General features: G+C 58.7%; 18 protein-coding genes and 1 tRNA gene. 8 read left to right on the top strand and 11 right to left on the bottom strand.

Annotated elements, in window-relative coordinates; translation table 11 throughout:
- Window positions 1–44 precede the first annotated feature (44 nt).
- Window positions 45–1196 (top strand): FAD-dependent monooxygenase, encoded by a 1152-nt coding sequence (locus ACR0I1_RS03960; protein ID WP_480705061.1) that lies wholly within the window; start codon window positions 45–47, stop codon window positions 1194–1196.
- Between the two features lie 4 nt (window positions 1197–1200).
- Here ACR0I1_RS03960 and xth read toward each other — a convergent pair whose 3' ends face one another.
- Entirely contained in the window at window positions 1201–1980 is a 780-nt protein-coding gene (gene xth, locus ACR0I1_RS03955) for an exodeoxyribonuclease III (RefSeq protein WP_480705059.1), read from the bottom strand.
- Window positions 1981–2260: 280 nt separating this feature from the next.
- Window positions 2261–2584 (bottom strand): HesB/IscA family protein, encoded by a 324-nt coding sequence (locus ACR0I1_RS03950; RefSeq protein ID WP_170396659.1) that lies wholly within the window; start codon window positions 2582–2584, stop codon window positions 2261–2263.
- A 76-nt stretch (window positions 2585–2660) separates the two neighbouring features.
- Between ACR0I1_RS03950 and ACR0I1_RS03945 the strand changes: the two genes are divergently transcribed.
- Window positions 2661–3818, top strand: coding sequence for a deoxyguanosinetriphosphate triphosphohydrolase (locus tag ACR0I1_RS03945; protein WP_480705057.1), 1158 nt, complete (start codon window positions 2661–2663; stop codon window positions 3816–3818).
- Here the strand turns inward: ACR0I1_RS03945 and ACR0I1_RS03940 are convergent.
- Window positions 3800–4351, bottom strand: coding sequence for a putative pterin-binding protein (locus tag ACR0I1_RS03940; RefSeq protein WP_480705055.1), 552 nt, complete (start codon window positions 4349–4351; stop codon window positions 3800–3802). The two genes, ACR0I1_RS03945 and ACR0I1_RS03940, sit on opposite strands and share 19 nt — an antisense overlap.
- Before the next feature lie 130 nt (window positions 4352–4481).
- Here ACR0I1_RS03940 and argS point away from each other — a divergent pair, with 130 nt between their 5' ends.
- From argS to ACR0I1_RS03910, 6 genes are all read left to right on the top strand, one after another.
- Window positions 4482–6227, top strand: a complete 1746-nt coding sequence (argS, locus tag ACR0I1_RS03935) for an arginine--tRNA ligase (protein WP_480705053.1) — start codon at window positions 4482–4484, stop codon at window positions 6225–6227.
- Window positions 6228–6266: 39 nt separating this feature from the next.
- Window positions 6267–7358 carry an SPOR domain-containing protein gene (locus ACR0I1_RS03930; protein ID WP_480705051.1) on the top strand — a complete coding sequence of 364 codons (1092 nt, stop codon included), beginning with the start codon at window positions 6267–6269 and terminating at the stop codon, window positions 7356–7358.
- Window positions 7355–8362 (top strand): beta-N-acetylhexosaminidase, encoded by a 1008-nt coding sequence (gene nagZ, locus ACR0I1_RS03925; RefSeq protein WP_170636220.1) that lies wholly within the window; start codon window positions 7355–7357, stop codon window positions 8360–8362. The genes ACR0I1_RS03930 and nagZ overlap by 4 nt, the downstream gene beginning before the upstream one ends.
- On the top strand, window positions 8352–9146 hold the full coding sequence (locus ACR0I1_RS03920; RefSeq protein ID WP_170509855.1) for a segregation and condensation protein A: 795 nt from the start codon (window positions 8352–8354) through the stop codon (window positions 9144–9146). Before nagZ ends, ACR0I1_RS03920 begins: the two co-directional genes overlap by 11 nt.
- Complete coding sequence (gene scpB / locus ACR0I1_RS03915) at window positions 9139–9789, top strand: SMC-Scp complex subunit ScpB (protein WP_170396671.1); 651 nt, start codon at window positions 9139–9141, stop codon at window positions 9787–9789. The genes ACR0I1_RS03920 and scpB overlap by 8 nt, the downstream gene beginning before the upstream one ends.
- Window positions 9790–9854: 65 nt before the next feature.
- The gene (locus tag ACR0I1_RS03910; RefSeq protein WP_170396673.1) at window positions 9855–10094 is read left to right on the top strand and encodes a hypothetical protein; all 240 of its coding nucleotides are present in this window, start codon (window positions 9855–9857) and stop codon (window positions 10092–10094) included.
- A 3-nt stretch (window positions 10095–10097) separates the two neighbouring features.
- Here ACR0I1_RS03910 and ACR0I1_RS03905 read toward each other — a convergent pair whose 3' ends face one another.
- The 8 genes from ACR0I1_RS03905 to ACR0I1_RS03870 form a co-directional block, all read right to left on the bottom strand.
- A complete protein-coding gene (locus tag ACR0I1_RS03905) occupies window positions 10098–11177 on the bottom strand; it encodes a 2'-deoxycytidine 5'-triphosphate deaminase (protein ID WP_170509858.1) in 1080 nt (359 codons plus the stop codon).
- 61 nt (window positions 11178–11238) lie between these two features.
- Window positions 11239–11315: transfer RNA gene (locus tag ACR0I1_RS03900), tRNA-Pro, on the bottom strand.
- A gap of 61 nt (window positions 11316–11376) precedes the next feature.
- On the bottom strand, window positions 11377–11967 hold the full coding sequence (locus ACR0I1_RS03895) for a MerR family transcriptional regulator (protein ID WP_480705049.1): 591 nt from the start codon (window positions 11965–11967) through the stop codon (window positions 11377–11379).
- An 18-nt stretch (window positions 11968–11985) separates the two neighbouring features.
- Window positions 11986–12288 carry an integration host factor subunit alpha gene (gene ihfA / locus ACR0I1_RS03890; RefSeq protein WP_008755922.1) on the bottom strand — a complete coding sequence of 101 codons (303 nt, stop codon included), beginning with the start codon at window positions 12286–12288 and terminating at the stop codon, window positions 11986–11988.
- Window positions 12289–12384: 96 nt separating this feature from the next.
- Window positions 12385–13356 (bottom strand): beta-ketoacyl-ACP synthase III, encoded by a 972-nt coding sequence (locus ACR0I1_RS03885; RefSeq protein WP_480705047.1) that lies wholly within the window; start codon window positions 13354–13356, stop codon window positions 12385–12387.
- 24 nt (window positions 13357–13380) lie between these two features.
- Window positions 13381–14466, bottom strand: coding sequence for a phosphate acyltransferase PlsX (plsX, locus tag ACR0I1_RS03880; RefSeq protein ID WP_480705045.1), 1086 nt, complete (start codon window positions 14464–14466; stop codon window positions 13381–13383).
- Window positions 14467–14490: 24 nt separating this feature from the next.
- Window positions 14491–14697, bottom strand: coding sequence for a 50S ribosomal protein L32 (gene rpmF / locus ACR0I1_RS03875; protein ID WP_008756996.1), 207 nt, complete (start codon window positions 14695–14697; stop codon window positions 14491–14493).
- 205 nt (window positions 14698–14902) lie between these two features.
- A complete protein-coding gene (locus tag ACR0I1_RS03870) occupies window positions 14903–15439 on the bottom strand; it encodes a YceD family protein (protein WP_480705043.1) in 537 nt (178 codons plus the stop codon).
- Window positions 15440–15441: the final 2 nt, after the last annotated feature.

Genomic DNA, 15441 nt, shown 5'->3' with positions numbered 1-15441 from the left:
CGCCGGGGCCTGTCGCCTCGGCGTTTTTGCGTTATGGCAGGTCCATGAATATCAATGGTCTGAATTTCTGCGTCATTGGCGGCGGCATTGGGGGCATGGCGGCGGCACTCGCACTGCGAAGTCAGGGTGCTCAGGTGACGGTTCTGGAGCAGGCCCCAGAACTGACCGAAGTTGGTGCTGGATTGCAAATCAGTGCGAACGGGATGGCGGTACTGCGTGCGCTAGGCGTTGCTGGTAAGGTCCCGGAAGCTGGACAAATCTCGGGTGGGACCGTTCTGCGCGATTACCGTAATGGGCGCGTGATCAGTCGGGTCCCGGTCCCTGCCGCTGGGTCGACTTACTATTATCACCGGGCAGATCTGCTGGACCTGTTACACAAAGCCGCCTTGCGCTCTGGGGTGGATATTCGGCTGGATGCACCTGTCGCGACGGTTCATAAACACCCAAGCGAAGCCGAGATCGTTCTGGAAAGCGGCGAAAGGCTGCGTGCGGAATGCGCGATCGCCGCAGACGGTGGGCGCAGCGCTATCCGCCCGATCTTGAATGGCCCCGAGGTCCCGGTGTTCACCCATCAGGTTGCCTGGCGAGCAACGATCCCCTGGACCCAGCCAGAAGAACTGCCATGCGCGTCCTTGACGATGGGGCCAGGCCGGCACGTGGTAACCTACCCGCTGCGCGATCAACGCCTCGTGAACATCGTGGCCATAGAAGAGCGTTCCGACTGGCAAGAGGAAGGCTGGCGACGTCAGGGTGATCCCGACGACCTGCGAACCCGGTTCGCCGATTTTGGCGGACCGGTTGGTGACATATTGTCAAAGATTGACGAGGTTCACCTTTGGGCGCTGTTTCTGCGCCCCGTGGCGCAAATCTGGCAGAATGGGCGATTGGCCTTACTTGGGGATGCGGCGCACCCGACGTTGCCTTTTATGGCCCAAGGAGCTTGCCTGGCACTGGAAGATGCCTGGGTCCTGACACGCGCGTTCCAGGACAACTCAGGCGTCGCCCGCGCATTGGCTACCTATGAAGCCACTCGACGACCGCGTGCCAGGCAAGTGGTTGGCGCTGCAGGCGCAAATGCGCGTAATTTCCACCTTCGTGGGCCAATGAGGCTGGCCGCGCAGGCCGCCTTAATGGCGGTTGGTCCACGCTTGGCACGGCGCTACGAGTGGATCTATAGCTACGACGCGACCGCGTAAGCGTTCACAGGTCGAGATCAACCCAGACCGGCACATGGTCCGAAGGTTTTTCGTGCCCCCTCACTTCGGCATCGATCCTGCAATCACGCATCAAATCTGCAGCTTGCGGCGTCAGAAGAAAGTGATCGATGCGAATCCCGTCGTTTCTGTTCCACGCGCCGGCTTGATAATCCCAGAATGAGTAATGACCGGGGCCTTGCGTTCGTGCGCGAAAGGCTTCGGTGAAGCCCAGATTCAATACCTTACGGAATGCAGCGCGACTTTCGGGTCGAAATAGCGCATCCTCGCGCCAGGCGTCGGGGCGCTTGGCATCTTCGGCCTGCGGGATGATATTGTAATCCCCGGCCATCAACGCGGGTTCCTCTGATGCCATCAAATCGCGGGCACGATCATAGAGGCGCTCCATCCACTCAAGCTTGTAGTCATATTTCGGCCCCGGCACCGGATTGCCATTTGGCAGATACAATCCGCAGATGCGCAGTGCTCTCTTTCCTGTGACAGTAGCTTCGATCCAGCGCGCCTGCTCATCACTTTCATCACCGGGCAACCCACGGGAGACATCCTCAAGCGGCAATTTCGAAAGGATTGCAACGCCGTTGAAGCTCTTTTGACCGTGGGTTTCAACGTTATATCCGCGCTCCTCGAAAATCTCGCGGGGGAAATTCTCATCAATAGATTTGATTTCCTGCAGCAACACGACATCGGGCTGCGCCTCATCCAACCAGCGAGGTAACGCCTCGGCCCTTGCCTTGATACCGTTGATGTTGAATGTGGCGATTTTCATGCGTGATCCTCCGGTGCCATTGGCAACCTATCGCGCAGAATACACGCAACGGCAAGTTGCCGAATAAGTAAGCGAGGCTCTGCCTCGCGCTCCGAGGTATTTTGGGCCAGATGAAGAAACGGATTCTTAACCATATTCGTCAAAACTGAGTATGCGGTACAGGCGGAGGCGCCGATGACCGCGCCAGGTGAAGCTCTCTGACTTTGACTATCAGAGAGTGGATCTCTCTTCATCTGGCTAAAAATACCTTGGGGGTGTGGGGGCAAAGCCCCCACTGACGCTACATCGAGAACGATGTGCCGCAGCCGCAGGAAGACGTGGCGTTGGGGTTCTCAATCACGAAGCGCGCGCCGATGAGTTCCTGTGTGAAATCAATTACCGCGTTCTCCAGAAACGGCAGAGAGATCGAGTCGACGATGACCTTTTGGCCTTTGCCCTCTAGCACCAAATCGTCCTCTTTCGGCACATCCAGGGCGATCTCGTATTGAAAACCGGAACATCCGCCACCCTCCACAGCGACACGCAGGGCCTGGCCCTGATCTGCGGCACCGATTTCGGCCAGGCGTTCAAAGGCGCGTTCTGTGACTGTTGGGGGCAGATTCATGCCGGTCTCCAAAGGTTTATTTCCTTAGCATCGTACAATATATGGAACCTGACGACAGGCGACAAGGACAAGACCTTTGGACAGAGCGGGTTTTGCCTCGGACCCAGGCCGCGCGAGGGGGCGGCTTGTACCTGAGGAGGAAAGCAGTTTTCGGTCATGCTTTCAGCGCGACCGTGACAGGATTATTCATGCCAGCGCGTTTAGGCGCCTCAAACACAAAACTCAGGTGTTTGTTGAGCATGAGGGCGACAGTTATCGAACCCGCCTGACGCATTCCATAGAAGTGGCTCAGGTGGCTCGAACGATTGCCGGGGCCTTAGGCTTGAACGGCGAATTGACCGAAGCGGTCGCGTTGGCGCACGACCTCGGGCATACGCCGTTTGGCCACACGGGCGAGGATGCTCTGCATGCGTTGATGGAGCCATATGGTGGCTTTGACCACAACGCACAGGCCATTCGGATCGTGACCAAACTCGAGCGTCACTACGCCGAGTTCGATGGGTGCAACCTGACCTGGGAATGTCTGGAAGGGATAGCCAAGCACAACGGGCCGGTCACTGGTGCATTGCCTTGGGCATTGGCCGAATGCAACCAGGGCTTTGACCTCGAACTCCATACTCATGCGAGCGCTGAGGCGCAGGTCGCGGCGTTGTCGGACGACATTGCCTACAACAACCACGATCTGTTTGACGGATTACGGGCGGGATTGTTCAGAGATGAAGACATTCAGCAGCTTCCCATAATTGATGCCTGTTTCGCCGAAGTGGATGCCAAATTTCCGGGTCTTGACCCTTATCGCCGTCGGCACGAGGCGCTCAGACGGGTATTTGGCGTCATGGTTTCGGATGTTATCGACACCTCACGCGCGTTGATAGCGGCCTCGGGGGCGCGGTCGGTCGAGGATATCCGCCATCTGGGTTATCCGGTCATTCAATTCTCGGATGATCTTTGGGCGAAGCTCAAACAGATCCGCGCCTTCCTGTTTTCGCGCATGTATCGCGCACCGAGCGTGATGGAAGTGCGCGCCAGTGTCAGCAAGGTGGTTGAGGAACTGTTTCCGATTTACCTGTCCGACCCGAAACAGATGCCCAGGCACTGGCATGTCGATATCGAGACGGCAAAGGATGAGACCGCGCTGGCCCGCATCGTCTCGGATTATATCGCGGGTATGACCGACAGGTTTGCGCTGCAAGACCATGCCCGGCTGACCGGAGATCACTCGATCGCAATATAGGCGATGGCCCAGACCTGTTGGCTGGCTTGTGTTTGAGCCAGTTCAGCATCATTCGTGGGCGGGAAAACGATCATCGTGGGGCCGTAACTACCAATGCCCATCGGCACGCCATCCGCGTGGGTGGCCACGATGGGTTGATGTGTCTCGATGCTTTCCCATGGGATTTCAGCCTGATAGCCATCCATAGCCATGGGCAGGGCGGATTTGCCCCTGGCACCTGCCATCGTCATCACGTCGGATAACAGTGGGCCGGAAAAGGTATAGTCGCGCTGGTTCTCTGGCGGGCCGTAGGGGATGGTGATCTCGACCTGATCCAACCCGTCCAGCATGGCAGCGTCAAAGCCTGCTGCACCGTCATGTGTGACTTCGAGAAAACCCAACAGCCCACCGTCGTTCTCAGCGCGCGCGGGCAGATTGGTTTCGGTGATGGCGCCACCGAGCGTCAGCAGTACGTGGCCTTGAGGTGAGGGCATCTCGGCCCATGTGGGCAGGGCGGTGGTCAGCAACAGGGCAAAGGGCAAGGTAAGGCGCATTCAGGGGCTCCGGTCACGGTTTTCCCCGACCTTAGCCCTGATAGCGGTTAATCCAAGCGCAAAATTTAGGCGTCCATTGACCTTGGCGCTTTGCGTGGTAAACCCCGCGGCAAGCAAAAGGACATCCGAAATGAACCTGTTTTCCGAGATCCGCGGCCTGGTACTGGACGCGCTGGCGCAGATGCAGTCCGAAGGCGCGCTGCCTGAGGGGCTGAGCTTTGACAACGTGGCGGTTGAGCCTCCGCGCGATGCGGCGCATGGCGATATGGCGACCAATGCGGCGATGGTACTGGCGAAACCGGCGAAGATGAAGCCGCGGGACATTGCGGATGTGCTTGCGGGCAAGCTGTCTGCAGACGGCCGGATCACCAGCGCCGAGGTGGCGGGCCCGGGCTTTCTAAACCTGCGGCTTGCGTCTTCGGTTTGGCAGGGAGTGTTGGCTGCGGTGCTGGAAAAGGGCACCGATTATGGCCGTTCGACCATGGGACATGGTCAGAAGGTGAACGTGGAATATGTCTCGGCCAACCCGACCGGCCCGCTGCATGTGGGCCACACGCGGGGGGCTGTGTTCGGTGATGCGCTGGCAAGCTTGCTAGCCTATTCGGGCCATGAGGTGACCCGCGAATACTACATCAACGATGGCGGCGCGCAGGTGGATGTGCTGGCGCGGTCGGCATATGAACGGTATCGCGAGGCCAACGGGCTCAGTCCCGAGATCGCCGAAGGTCTCTATCCCGGCGATTACCTGATCCCGATCGGTCAGGCGCTGAAAGAGAAATACGGCGACAGCCTGATCGACAAGCCAGAAAGCGTATGGCTGGAAGAGCTGCGCGAATTCTCAACCGACGCTATGATGGACCTGATCCGCGCCGACCTGAAGGCGCTGGGTGTTGAGATGGATGTGTTCTTCTCAGAGAAGTCGCTCTACGGCACAGGGCGGATCGAGGCTGCGCTTCAGTCGCTAACCGACAAGGGCCTGATCTACGAAGGCGTTCTTGAGCCGCCCAAGGGTAAGAAACCCGAGGATTGGGAACCGCGCGAGCAGACCTTGTTCAAGTCGACCGAACACGGGGATGACGTCGACCGCCCGGTCAAGAAATCGGACGGCAGCTGGACCTATTTCGCCCCGGATATCGCTTATCATTATGACAAGGTGAGCCGTGGGTTTGACGCGCTAATCGATGTGTTCGGTGCGGACCATGGCGGCTATGTCAAACGGATGAAGGCGGCCGTTTCGGCCCTTTCCGATGGTAAGGTGCCGCTGGATATCAAGCTTACCCAATTGGTGAAGCTGTGGAAGAATGGCGAGCCATTCAAGATGTCCAAGCGGGCAGGGAACTTTGTCACGTTGCGCGATGTAGTCGATCAGGTCGGGCCTGATGTAACCCGTTTCGTGATGCTGACCCGCAAGAACGACGCACCGCTGGATTTCGATTTCGACAAGGTGTTGGAACAAAGCCGCGAAAACCCGGTGTTCTACGTCCAATACGCCCATGCCCGCGTCATGAGTGTGCTGCGCCGCGCCGCTGAGGCCGGGATTTCTGCCGATGATGCTACGCTATCTGGGGCAGATCTGGGAAAGATCGACCACGCCCCTGAGCTGACCGTTGCCAAGAAGCTGGCAGAATGGCCACGTCTGGTTGAAATCGCCGCTCGCACAAATGAACCGCACCGGGTTGCCTTCTATCTCTATGAATTAGCAGGAGATTTTCACGCGCTGTGGAACAAGGGCAATGACGAAACCCAGTTGCGCTTCATTCAGGATGGCGATGTTGCCACAAGCCAATCGAAAATCGCACTGGCCCGGGCTGTTTCTGTTGTGATTTCAGCGGGCTTGGGTATTCTTGGCGTTACCCCGGCGCAGGAGATGCGATAACAAATATCGCCCGAACCGCCGGTCTGAAGCAGACAAGAAATGACCCGCGCGCCACTTTTTACGGCGCAATCGGGCGGTGAGGCGGAAATGGCACGTTACGATTACTCGGGGCAGCATAGCCCCGAGCAGATGCATTACTCGAATCAATCGCATCCTGAAGATGCGTATGATTATCCTGATGAAAGCTATAGCTATGATGACGCCCCGCGCGCAGGCGCTGGGCTGGGCCGTATTGTCAACGTGCTTGGGGCGGTTGCGTCTTTGGCGCTGGTCGCCGGAGTCGGCGTTTGGGGCTACCAACTGATCATGCGCGACGTCAGCGGGGTACCGGTCGTGCGCGCCGCCGAAGGACCCATGCGCGTGCAGCCCGAAAATCCCGGCGGGACGCCTGCTGATAATCAGGGCCTAGCGGTGAATGCAGTTGCCGCTGTCGGGACTGCTGCACCGCCGGCAGATCGTCTGATCCTCGCACCGCGCCCCGTGTCTCTGACTGATGAAGACACGCCCATGACCGCGCTTGAGGCCACAAATGCAGTGCAAGTGATTGAGGAACCCGCCACTGATCAGGCGATCGTGAACGCTCTGGCCGAAGGGCTCGCCGCCGAACCTCTGCCTGAACAGACGCCTGAGCAGGGCGTGCAATTGGCTTCCCTGGTCACGCCCGAAGACGAGCCCGCGATTGATCCGGCTGATTACGCCGCGCAACAGCCCGACCCTAAGATTGCTGCACTGCCTGGTGTGCGCCGGTCGCTGCGTCCGCATGTGCGTCCAGCCCGCGCTACGCCAAGTTCTATTTCGTCCAACAGCGCTACGGAAGCTGCGATCAATGCTGCAGTAAAGGCTGCTGTTGGTCTGGATGTTGATCCCGATACATTGACCAAAGGCACGCGATTGGCTCAGCTTGGGGCATACGAAAGCGCCGATGTGGCGCAGGCCGAATGGGCACGTTTGAATGGCCGATTTGGAGAATATATGGATGGAAAACAGCGTGTTATTCAGAAGACCTCAAGCGGAGGGCGAACCTTCTATCGCCTGCGTGTCATGGGGTTTGATGATCTGAGCGACTCGCGCCAGTTTTGCGCGGCCCTAGTCGCGCAGGGTGCAGACTGTATCCCGGTCGCCGTCCGGTGAGATTTGGCGCGGTTATCACCGATGCCGAAGGGCTGCGCCTGACGCCGGATGAAAAAGCTTTGTTCAAAGAGATGAATCCGTTCGGGTTCATTCTGTTTGCCCGCAACATCGAATCCGCTGACCAGACCCGCGCCTTGTGCGAGGACTTCCGCGAGGCGGTTGGCCGAAATTGCCTAATCACAGTCGATCAGGAAGGTGGCCGCGTACAACGTCTGCGCGCACCTTTAGCCCGTGAATGGTTGCCCCCTTTGGATCATGTCGCGCATGCCGGAGATCAGGCCGAGCGCGCGATGTATCTGCGCTATCGTCTGATCGCGCATGAACTGCTGGGATTGGGCATCGACAGCAATTGTGCGCCGATGGTCGATCTGGCCCGCGAGGGTACTCATGCGTTCCTGAAGAACCGCTGCTATGGGTCTGATCCCGAAAAGGTTTCCGCGATTGGTCGAGCCGTTGCCAACGGACACTTTGATGGCGGAGTGTTGCCGGTAGTAAAGCACATGCCCGGCCACGGTCTGTCGACGCTCGACAGTCATCACGAGTTGCCGCATGTGGATCTTTCTCTAAGTGCACTGGAAGCGGCAGATTTTGCACCATTCCGCGCGCTGAACGACTTGCCGATGGGGATGACGGCGCATTTGGTTTATGACCAGATCGATCCAAGGCCCGCAACGATTTCTGCTGGAATGATGACGATGATTAGGGAGCGCATCGGTTTCGACGGTCTGATTATGACCGACGATATCACGATGAAAGCCCTGAACGGCGCGCCCGCCGACTTGGCCCGACAGGCACTGGACGCCGGATGCGATGCGGCCTTGCACTGCAACGGGGCCTTTGAAGAACGCGCGCAGGTGCTCGAAGCCGCTGGTGAGATGTCGGATGCGGCACAAGCCCGCGCAGATCGGGCGCTGGCCCGGAGACAACCGCCACAGGAACTTGACATCCAAGCCGCCGAGGCGGAACTATCTGCCCTAATGGGCGGGCAGGTATATGCAGGATAACCTTTTCAGCGAAGACCCGGTCTCGGTTGCCGATCGGCTGGCCGCCGAGGCTTTGATTGTGGACGTCGACGGGTTTGAGGGTCCGCTCGATGTGCTTTTGACACTTTCGCGTACGCAAAAAGTGGACTTGCGCAAAATCTCGGTTCTTGCGCTGGCTCAACAGTATCTGACATTTGTCGAAAAAGCGCGTCAGTTGAGGATCGAACTGGCCGCCGACTATCTGGTGATGGCCGCTTGGCTAGCTTTCCTCAAATCCCGCTTGCTGCTGCCCCCGGACCCGGATGATGAAGGCCCCTCGGGCGAGGAACTCGCCGCGCACCTCGCATTCCAATTGGAGCGTCTGCAGGCCATGCGCGATGCCGCTGCGCGCCTGATGGCGCGTGATCAATTGGGCCGCGATTTTTTCAAACGCGGGCAGGGTGAGGATGTTACGCGAATCCGCACCGTGACCTATTCCGCCACATTGCTGGACCTGATGCAGGGCTATGCGCGTATCCGCACGCGCGACGAGTTCCGCCCCTTCGTCATGGACCGCGACGCCGTTTTCACCATGGAACAAGCGCTTGAGCGGATGCGACCCCTGATAGGCTTTGCCGGTGCGTGGACGGATATGGAGACCTACCTGCCCGAAGGCTGGGATGCTGATCCGGTGCGGCGACGCTCGGCCACGGCTGCAACCTTCGCAGCCTCGCTTGAGCTGGTGAAAGAAGGACATATGGAGATCAAGCAAAGCGAGACCTTTGCGCCGATCCATCTGCGTAAGAGGACTGAGACACGTGACTGACGCCAACGAAGAGACAGGCACACTGTTCGAAGCGCCGCCCTTGGCGGAACAGGAACGTATGGTCGAGGCCGTGCTGTTTGCCAGCGCCGAGCCAGTGACGATTGGTGATCTTGAAGCGCGGATGCCCCATGGAAGCAATGCCGCGCAAGCTGTTGAATCGCTTCAGAAACGATACGAAGGGCGCGGGGTGCGTGTGGTGCGCGTTGGTGAGGCTTGGGCGATCCGCACAGCCCCCGATCTTGGCTTCCTGATGCAGAAGGAAACGGTTGAGACCCGCAAGCTTAGCCGGGCGGCCATCGAAACGCTGGCGATCGTGGCTTATCACCAGCCCTGCACGCGTGCGGAGATCGAGGAAATCCGGGGCGTGTCCGTTTCGCGCGGCACCATTGACCAACTGCTTGAGATGGAGTGGATCCGACTGGGCCGCCGTCGCATGACACCAGGCCGTCCGGTGACATTCGTCGTAACGCCTGAGTTTCTGGATCATTTCGGGCTGGAAAACGCCCGTGACCTGCCGGGCCTGAAGGAGTTGCGCGCAGCCGGATTGTTGGAGAATCGCCCACCCCCTGGTGCTGTGCCGCTGGGCGAAGGGCAGGGTGATGACGAGGACGAAGATCAAACCGAACTGTTCGAAGAAGAGTGATCGGACAGCCCTTTTATTGCCGCAGATCCCGCCTATCATAGGGTGCAGGAAACGGAGTTGAGCCAATGAATGCCAATCGGATCATCGATATGATCGTGCGCCGGGTGATGCGTCGCCTGGTGAACCACGGTGTGGACAAGGGTATTGATATGGCCAGCAAGGTGGGCCGCAAACCGGGTCAGTCTGATGTTGAGAATGGCCCCGAGGCGGATCGCCAGATGCGCGATGCGACCAAGCGCCAAAATCAAAGCGCAAAGCAGATGCGGCAGGTGTCGCGTCAGATGCGTCGGTTCATGAAGTTCTGAAACTCAGCCCACAGCTTTGAAATGCTTGGACAGTTTCAGGCCTTGACCCTGATAGTTCGAGGCAATCCCAGCACCATATAGCTGTGTCGGCATTTCTGCCATCTTCTCATAAACCAGGCGCCCGACGACTTGTCCGTGTTCCAACACAAATGGCGCTTCGTGGCAGCGCACTTCCAGCACCCCGCGTGATCCAGCGCCGCCTGCTTCGGCATGTCCAAAGCCCGGGTCAAAGAATCCGGCGTAATGTACCCGGAACTCGCCGACCATAGCCAGATAAGGGGCCATTTCAGCAGCATACATTGGCGGGATATGCACCGCTTCGCGGCTGACGAGAATGTAGAACGCGCCGGGGTCGAGGATGATGCGACCATCCTTGGTATGCACCTCTTCCCAGTATTCCTGCGGGTCGTATTCGCCGATCCGATCCAGATCGATCACCCCGGTATGGGGCTTGGCACGATAGCCGACCAGATCGGTATCGGGCAGTTGCAGATCGACCGAAAACCCCAACCCGTCCTGAATGACGGCTGGCCCATCAACCAACGGCGTTTGACCATGCAACGCGGTCAGCTCGGCGTCGCTGAGTACCGCCTGACCTTTGCGGAAACGGATCTGATTCAGACGCATTCCGGGGCGCACCAGAACCGAGAACGATCGCGGGCAGATCTCGGCATAAAGCGGACCTGTGTAGCCTGCGGGAACCCGATCAAACTCGGTTCCGCCATCGGTGATCGTGCGCGTGAGCAAGTCGAGCCGCCCGGTCGAGCTTTTGGCATTGGCCACCGCACTGACGTCATCGGGCAGGGCGAGTGATTCCATCAGCGGCACCAGATAGACACAGCCCTTTTCCAGAACAGCGCCTTCAGTGATGTCGATGCGGTGCATCTCAAACTCGGCCAGCCGGTCTGCGACAGACCGTCCTTCGCCTGCCAGAAACGACGCGCGCACCCGGTAAGCCACTGTTCCCAAACGTAGATCAAGGCTTGCCGGCTGCACCTGTGCAGGGATGATGTCTGGGCTTGCGGCGATCTCACCGCGTGCAATCATCGCCTCAAGCTGTTGATTTGGGCAAACACCTGTCATCTCGATCCCCTCTGCTGCCAGAGCGGGATCTGGCCTATGTGCCATAAACGTCGGTGTGATTTGGTCGGGCTAGCAGGACTCGAACCTGCGACCTTCCGTCCCCCAGACGGACGCGCTACCAGGCTGCGCCATAGCCCGACGTTGAGGTGTTCATAAAGACTTTCCCGGCGGGGGCAAGAGGAAATCATCGCCTTTTTTGCTATCCCGCCGTGTGGTGTTCGACGCGATCCAGCCACCTGCGCAGGTCCTTGGCGATGGGTGCAATCTGGTGCAACAGCTCATCGTCATACTCGTCACGATTCCATGCCAGCGAGGCAATACCACCCATCAGCGGCGCTGCATCCAGCTCAGCCGGTATCGGTTTGGGTTCGGGGGTTGCGACGGGTTTCGGAGCCTCTGGGGCAGGGGAATGGGCGGTTTCGCCCAAATCCATGTCGATCTGGTTTGCGGATGGTTCCGGCGCTGAAGCGAACGGAACCACAGTATCGTCGATGCTGGGTGCGGGCGCGTTTTCATCCAAATTGGGCGAAAGCGATGCAACATGCGCAACGCCCTGTTCCCGAAGGATACGCTGAACACCTTTGATGGTAATCCCGTCCTCGTGCAGCAGTTTCTTGATACCGCCCAGCAGACGCATATCATTGGGGCGATAATATCGCCGCCCACCGGCGCGTTTGACGGGTTTGACTTGGGTAAACCGGCTTTCCCAGAAACGCAGCACATGAGCCTGAACTCCGAGCCAGTCCGCAACTTCACTTATGGTGCGAAAGGCATCGGGGGACTTACTCATAACCTGGATGTCCTGAACTTACTTGCGGTTCCCTGCGGCGACGCGATCCTTCATCAGGTGCGACGGACGGAATGTCAGTACACGACGGGGCTGGATCGGAACCTCTTCACCGGTTTTAGGGTTGCGACCGATACGGGCGGTTTTGTCCCGAACGCTGAAGGTGCCGAATGACGAAATCTTAACCTGTTCGCCACGCACCAGCGCGTCAGACATGTGGTTCAGAACGCTTTCGACCAGCTGTGCGCTTTCATTGCGTGACAAGCCAACCTCACGAAAGACGGCCTCGCTCAGATCCATTCGGGTCAGTGTTTTGTCGCCCATGCTTTTTCCCCTGTTGATGTCTGAGCATATGGCTATGCAAAATTCGCTGTCAATATCAATGAATTGCAGGAGGCTCTGTAAGCCGGATTGTGCCGGTTACCAACGCAGTGCGACCGCCCCCCAGGCCAGACCGCCACCAATCGCCTCTGTAACGATCAGATCGCCGGTTTTGATCTGGCCGTTTTGCTTGCCCACCGACAGGGCCAGAGGGATGGAGGCTGCCGATGTGTTGCCATGGTCCTGAACGGTGACGACGACGTTATCCATCGGCAGGCCCATCTTCTTGGCGGTGCCCTGAATAATGCGGATATTGGCCTGATGCGGCACGATCCAGTCGACATCATCGCTGGACAAACCGGCTCGTTCCAGCGCGACTTCGGCAGTTCGGGCCAGTTTCTCGACCGCATGACGGAAGACCTGATTGCCCTGCATCCGCAAGTGGCCGGTGGATTGGGTCGAAACCCCGCCATCAACATAGAGAAGGTCTTTGTAGCGTCCGTCCGAATTCAAGTCGGTCGCAAGAATACCGCGATCATCCGAAGTGCCCTGACCCTCTTGCTCTTCCAGAACCAGTGCGCCCGCGCCATCGCCAAACAGCACGCAGGTCGACCGGTCGGTCCAGTCCATGATTCGTGAAAAGGTCTCGGCGCCGATCACCAGTACGCGCTTGGCCTGACCGGACAGGATCAGGGCGTTGGCGTTGCTGAGCGCAAAGACAAACCCTGCGCAGACCGCCTGTACATCGAAGGCAAAACCTTTGGTCATGCCCAACCGGGCCTGTACCATGGTTGCCGCCGAAGGAAAGGTCAGATCAGCTGTGGAGGTTGCCAGTACAATCGCGTCGATATCATCCGCCGTCAGTCCGGCATCAGCCAGTGCGGCTTCGGCCGCTTTGGTGGCCAGATCGGAAGTGGTTTCTTCCTCGGCCGCGAAGTGTCGCCGCTCGATCCCGGACCGGGTGCGAATCCATTCGTCCGTCGTATCCAGCGTTTTCTCGAACTCAGAGTTCGGTACAACGCGCTCTGGCAAATAATGCCCGACACCTACAACAACTGAGCGGCCTGCCATGCTGGGGTACTGCCTTTTTTGTTATTATTCCGATTGAGTCACGGAATGGGCCGCATCTTGTGCAAGTGCGGCTGTTGATGCAACCCGTGCCGCCAATTTTTCGGCGAAACCGGATTCAGCCAGAGTGAAGGCCAGCTTAACCGCTGCGGAAACGCCGGTTGCGTCCGCTCCGCCGTGGGATTTCACCACGGTTCCGTTGAGTCCCAAGAACACGCCGCCATTGACGCGGCGCGGGTCTATCCGCTTTTTCAGACGATTCAACGAGGTGATTGCCAGGATCGAGGCCAGCCGGGATAGGGGCGAGTATTTGAACGCTTCACGAAGCAAATCACCGATAAGGTTCGCGGTGCCTTCGCCGGTTTTAATGGCGACATTTCCAGTGAAGCCGTCGGTCACGATCACGTCAGCTTTGTCGCCGGGGATATCGCTGCCTTCGACAAAGCCCACGAATTCGAAATTCGCCTGATCGGCAAAGTCCGAGATCATCGCGTGGGCTTCTTTCAGTTCGGCGCGGCCCTTGTGTTCTTCGGTGCCGACATTCAGCAACCCGATCCGAGGGCGGCTGAGCGCCATACCGTTGCGCGCGTATGAAGCCCCCATCAGCGCGTATTGCAACAGGTCCTTGGCATCAGCGCGCACATCTGCGCCGACGTCCAGCATCACGTTGAACCCATGCGGATTGCGCGAGGGCCACAGGATCGCGATGGCAGGGCGGTTCACGCCGGGCAGCTTGCGCAGCCGCAACATGGACATGGCCATCAGCGCTCCCGTGTTGCCGCAGGACACCGCGCCGTGCGCTTCACCTGCACGCACCGCTTCCAGAGCGGACCACATCGACGTGCTCTTGCCGCTGCGGACAACCTGGCTTGGTTTGTCTTCCATCGTGACCACGTCCGGGCAATCACGAAAAACGACGCGCCCATCAAGGACACGCCGTTTGGCAACCAGCTTGCGTAGTTCCTGTTCCTGACCGTGCAGGATGAACCCGATCTTCGGGTTCTTGTCCGCAGATTTTGCAATGCCCGCCACAACGACGGCAGGGCCCGAATCTCCGCCCATAGCGTCAACCGAGATGATGATCCGTCCGGTCTGCGTGGGCTGATCCGTCATGCCTTGGCCTGCGTCCAATCAGGCTTAGGCCGCGTCTTCGTCCAGGTCGATTTCGTCGGCCTGAGCGACGACTTCACGATCGTCATAGTGGCCGCAAGATGCGCAAACGTGGTGCGGGCGCTTCAGCTCGCCGCAGTTCGGGCATTCGTTCGGGTTTGCAGCAACCAGAGCGTCGTGTGCGCGGCGGTTGTTGCGACGCGACTTGGAAACTTTGTTCTGTTGGACGGCCATGGTCTCAACCTTTGTCTGATATGGGCTGACAGATTCGCTGTCAGCCGGGTTACGTACTTTGTTTTCTCGTGGTTTGACGCGCGTTTAAGGGGCTTGCCCCGCAATGTCCAACCCAAATTCCAATGAGCGCGCGAAAATACTGCGATTCTCGTCATGTTCAAGCGGTTTTTCTGACGGCCTGCTATGACAGGAAATCCCTCGCCTGTCACTCGTCTTTTTTCATCGCATCCCGCAGCCCCGCCAAACCAGCGAAGGGTTTTACATCCTCATCTGTGAGGGCCTGTTTGCCCGGTTCGGTATAGCCTATCTGGCCCAGCTCGACTCCATCCTTCCGTGGATATTGGGGCAGGGCCAGCGACAGCGCTTCAACCATGATCAGCGCAGGATCGATCTCGGGCCCAAGCGGTTCGGTCTCGTCATCCTCGGGGATTTCGAACTCGGGCTCTTCCGGATCGCTCCAATCGGCCAGAAAGACGCGACTCACCGGGGTGTCGATGCGTGTGGTCACTGGTTCCAACGTCACGACACAAGGTTGGATCACCGTTGCGCCCAGCTTGCCAGAAAGCATCCAATCCCGTTTGCCCTGCGCGCGCAATTCGCCGACAAAGCTGAGCTTGCGCAGGCCAAGCAGGCCGAGCTCTTGTTTTATGACCTCCAGCGCGTCGCCGGTCGGGCGCAACTCAAACGGGGTCGGAGCGTTTTGCGGCAGGTCTGCGACGCGTAAAGATGTCTGGTTGCTCATTC

The organism is Ruegeria sp. B11, assembly GCF_056539785.1.
The sequence above is the reverse complement of the archived record's forward strand: the minus strand, read 5'-3'. Positions and strand labels throughout refer to the sequence as shown.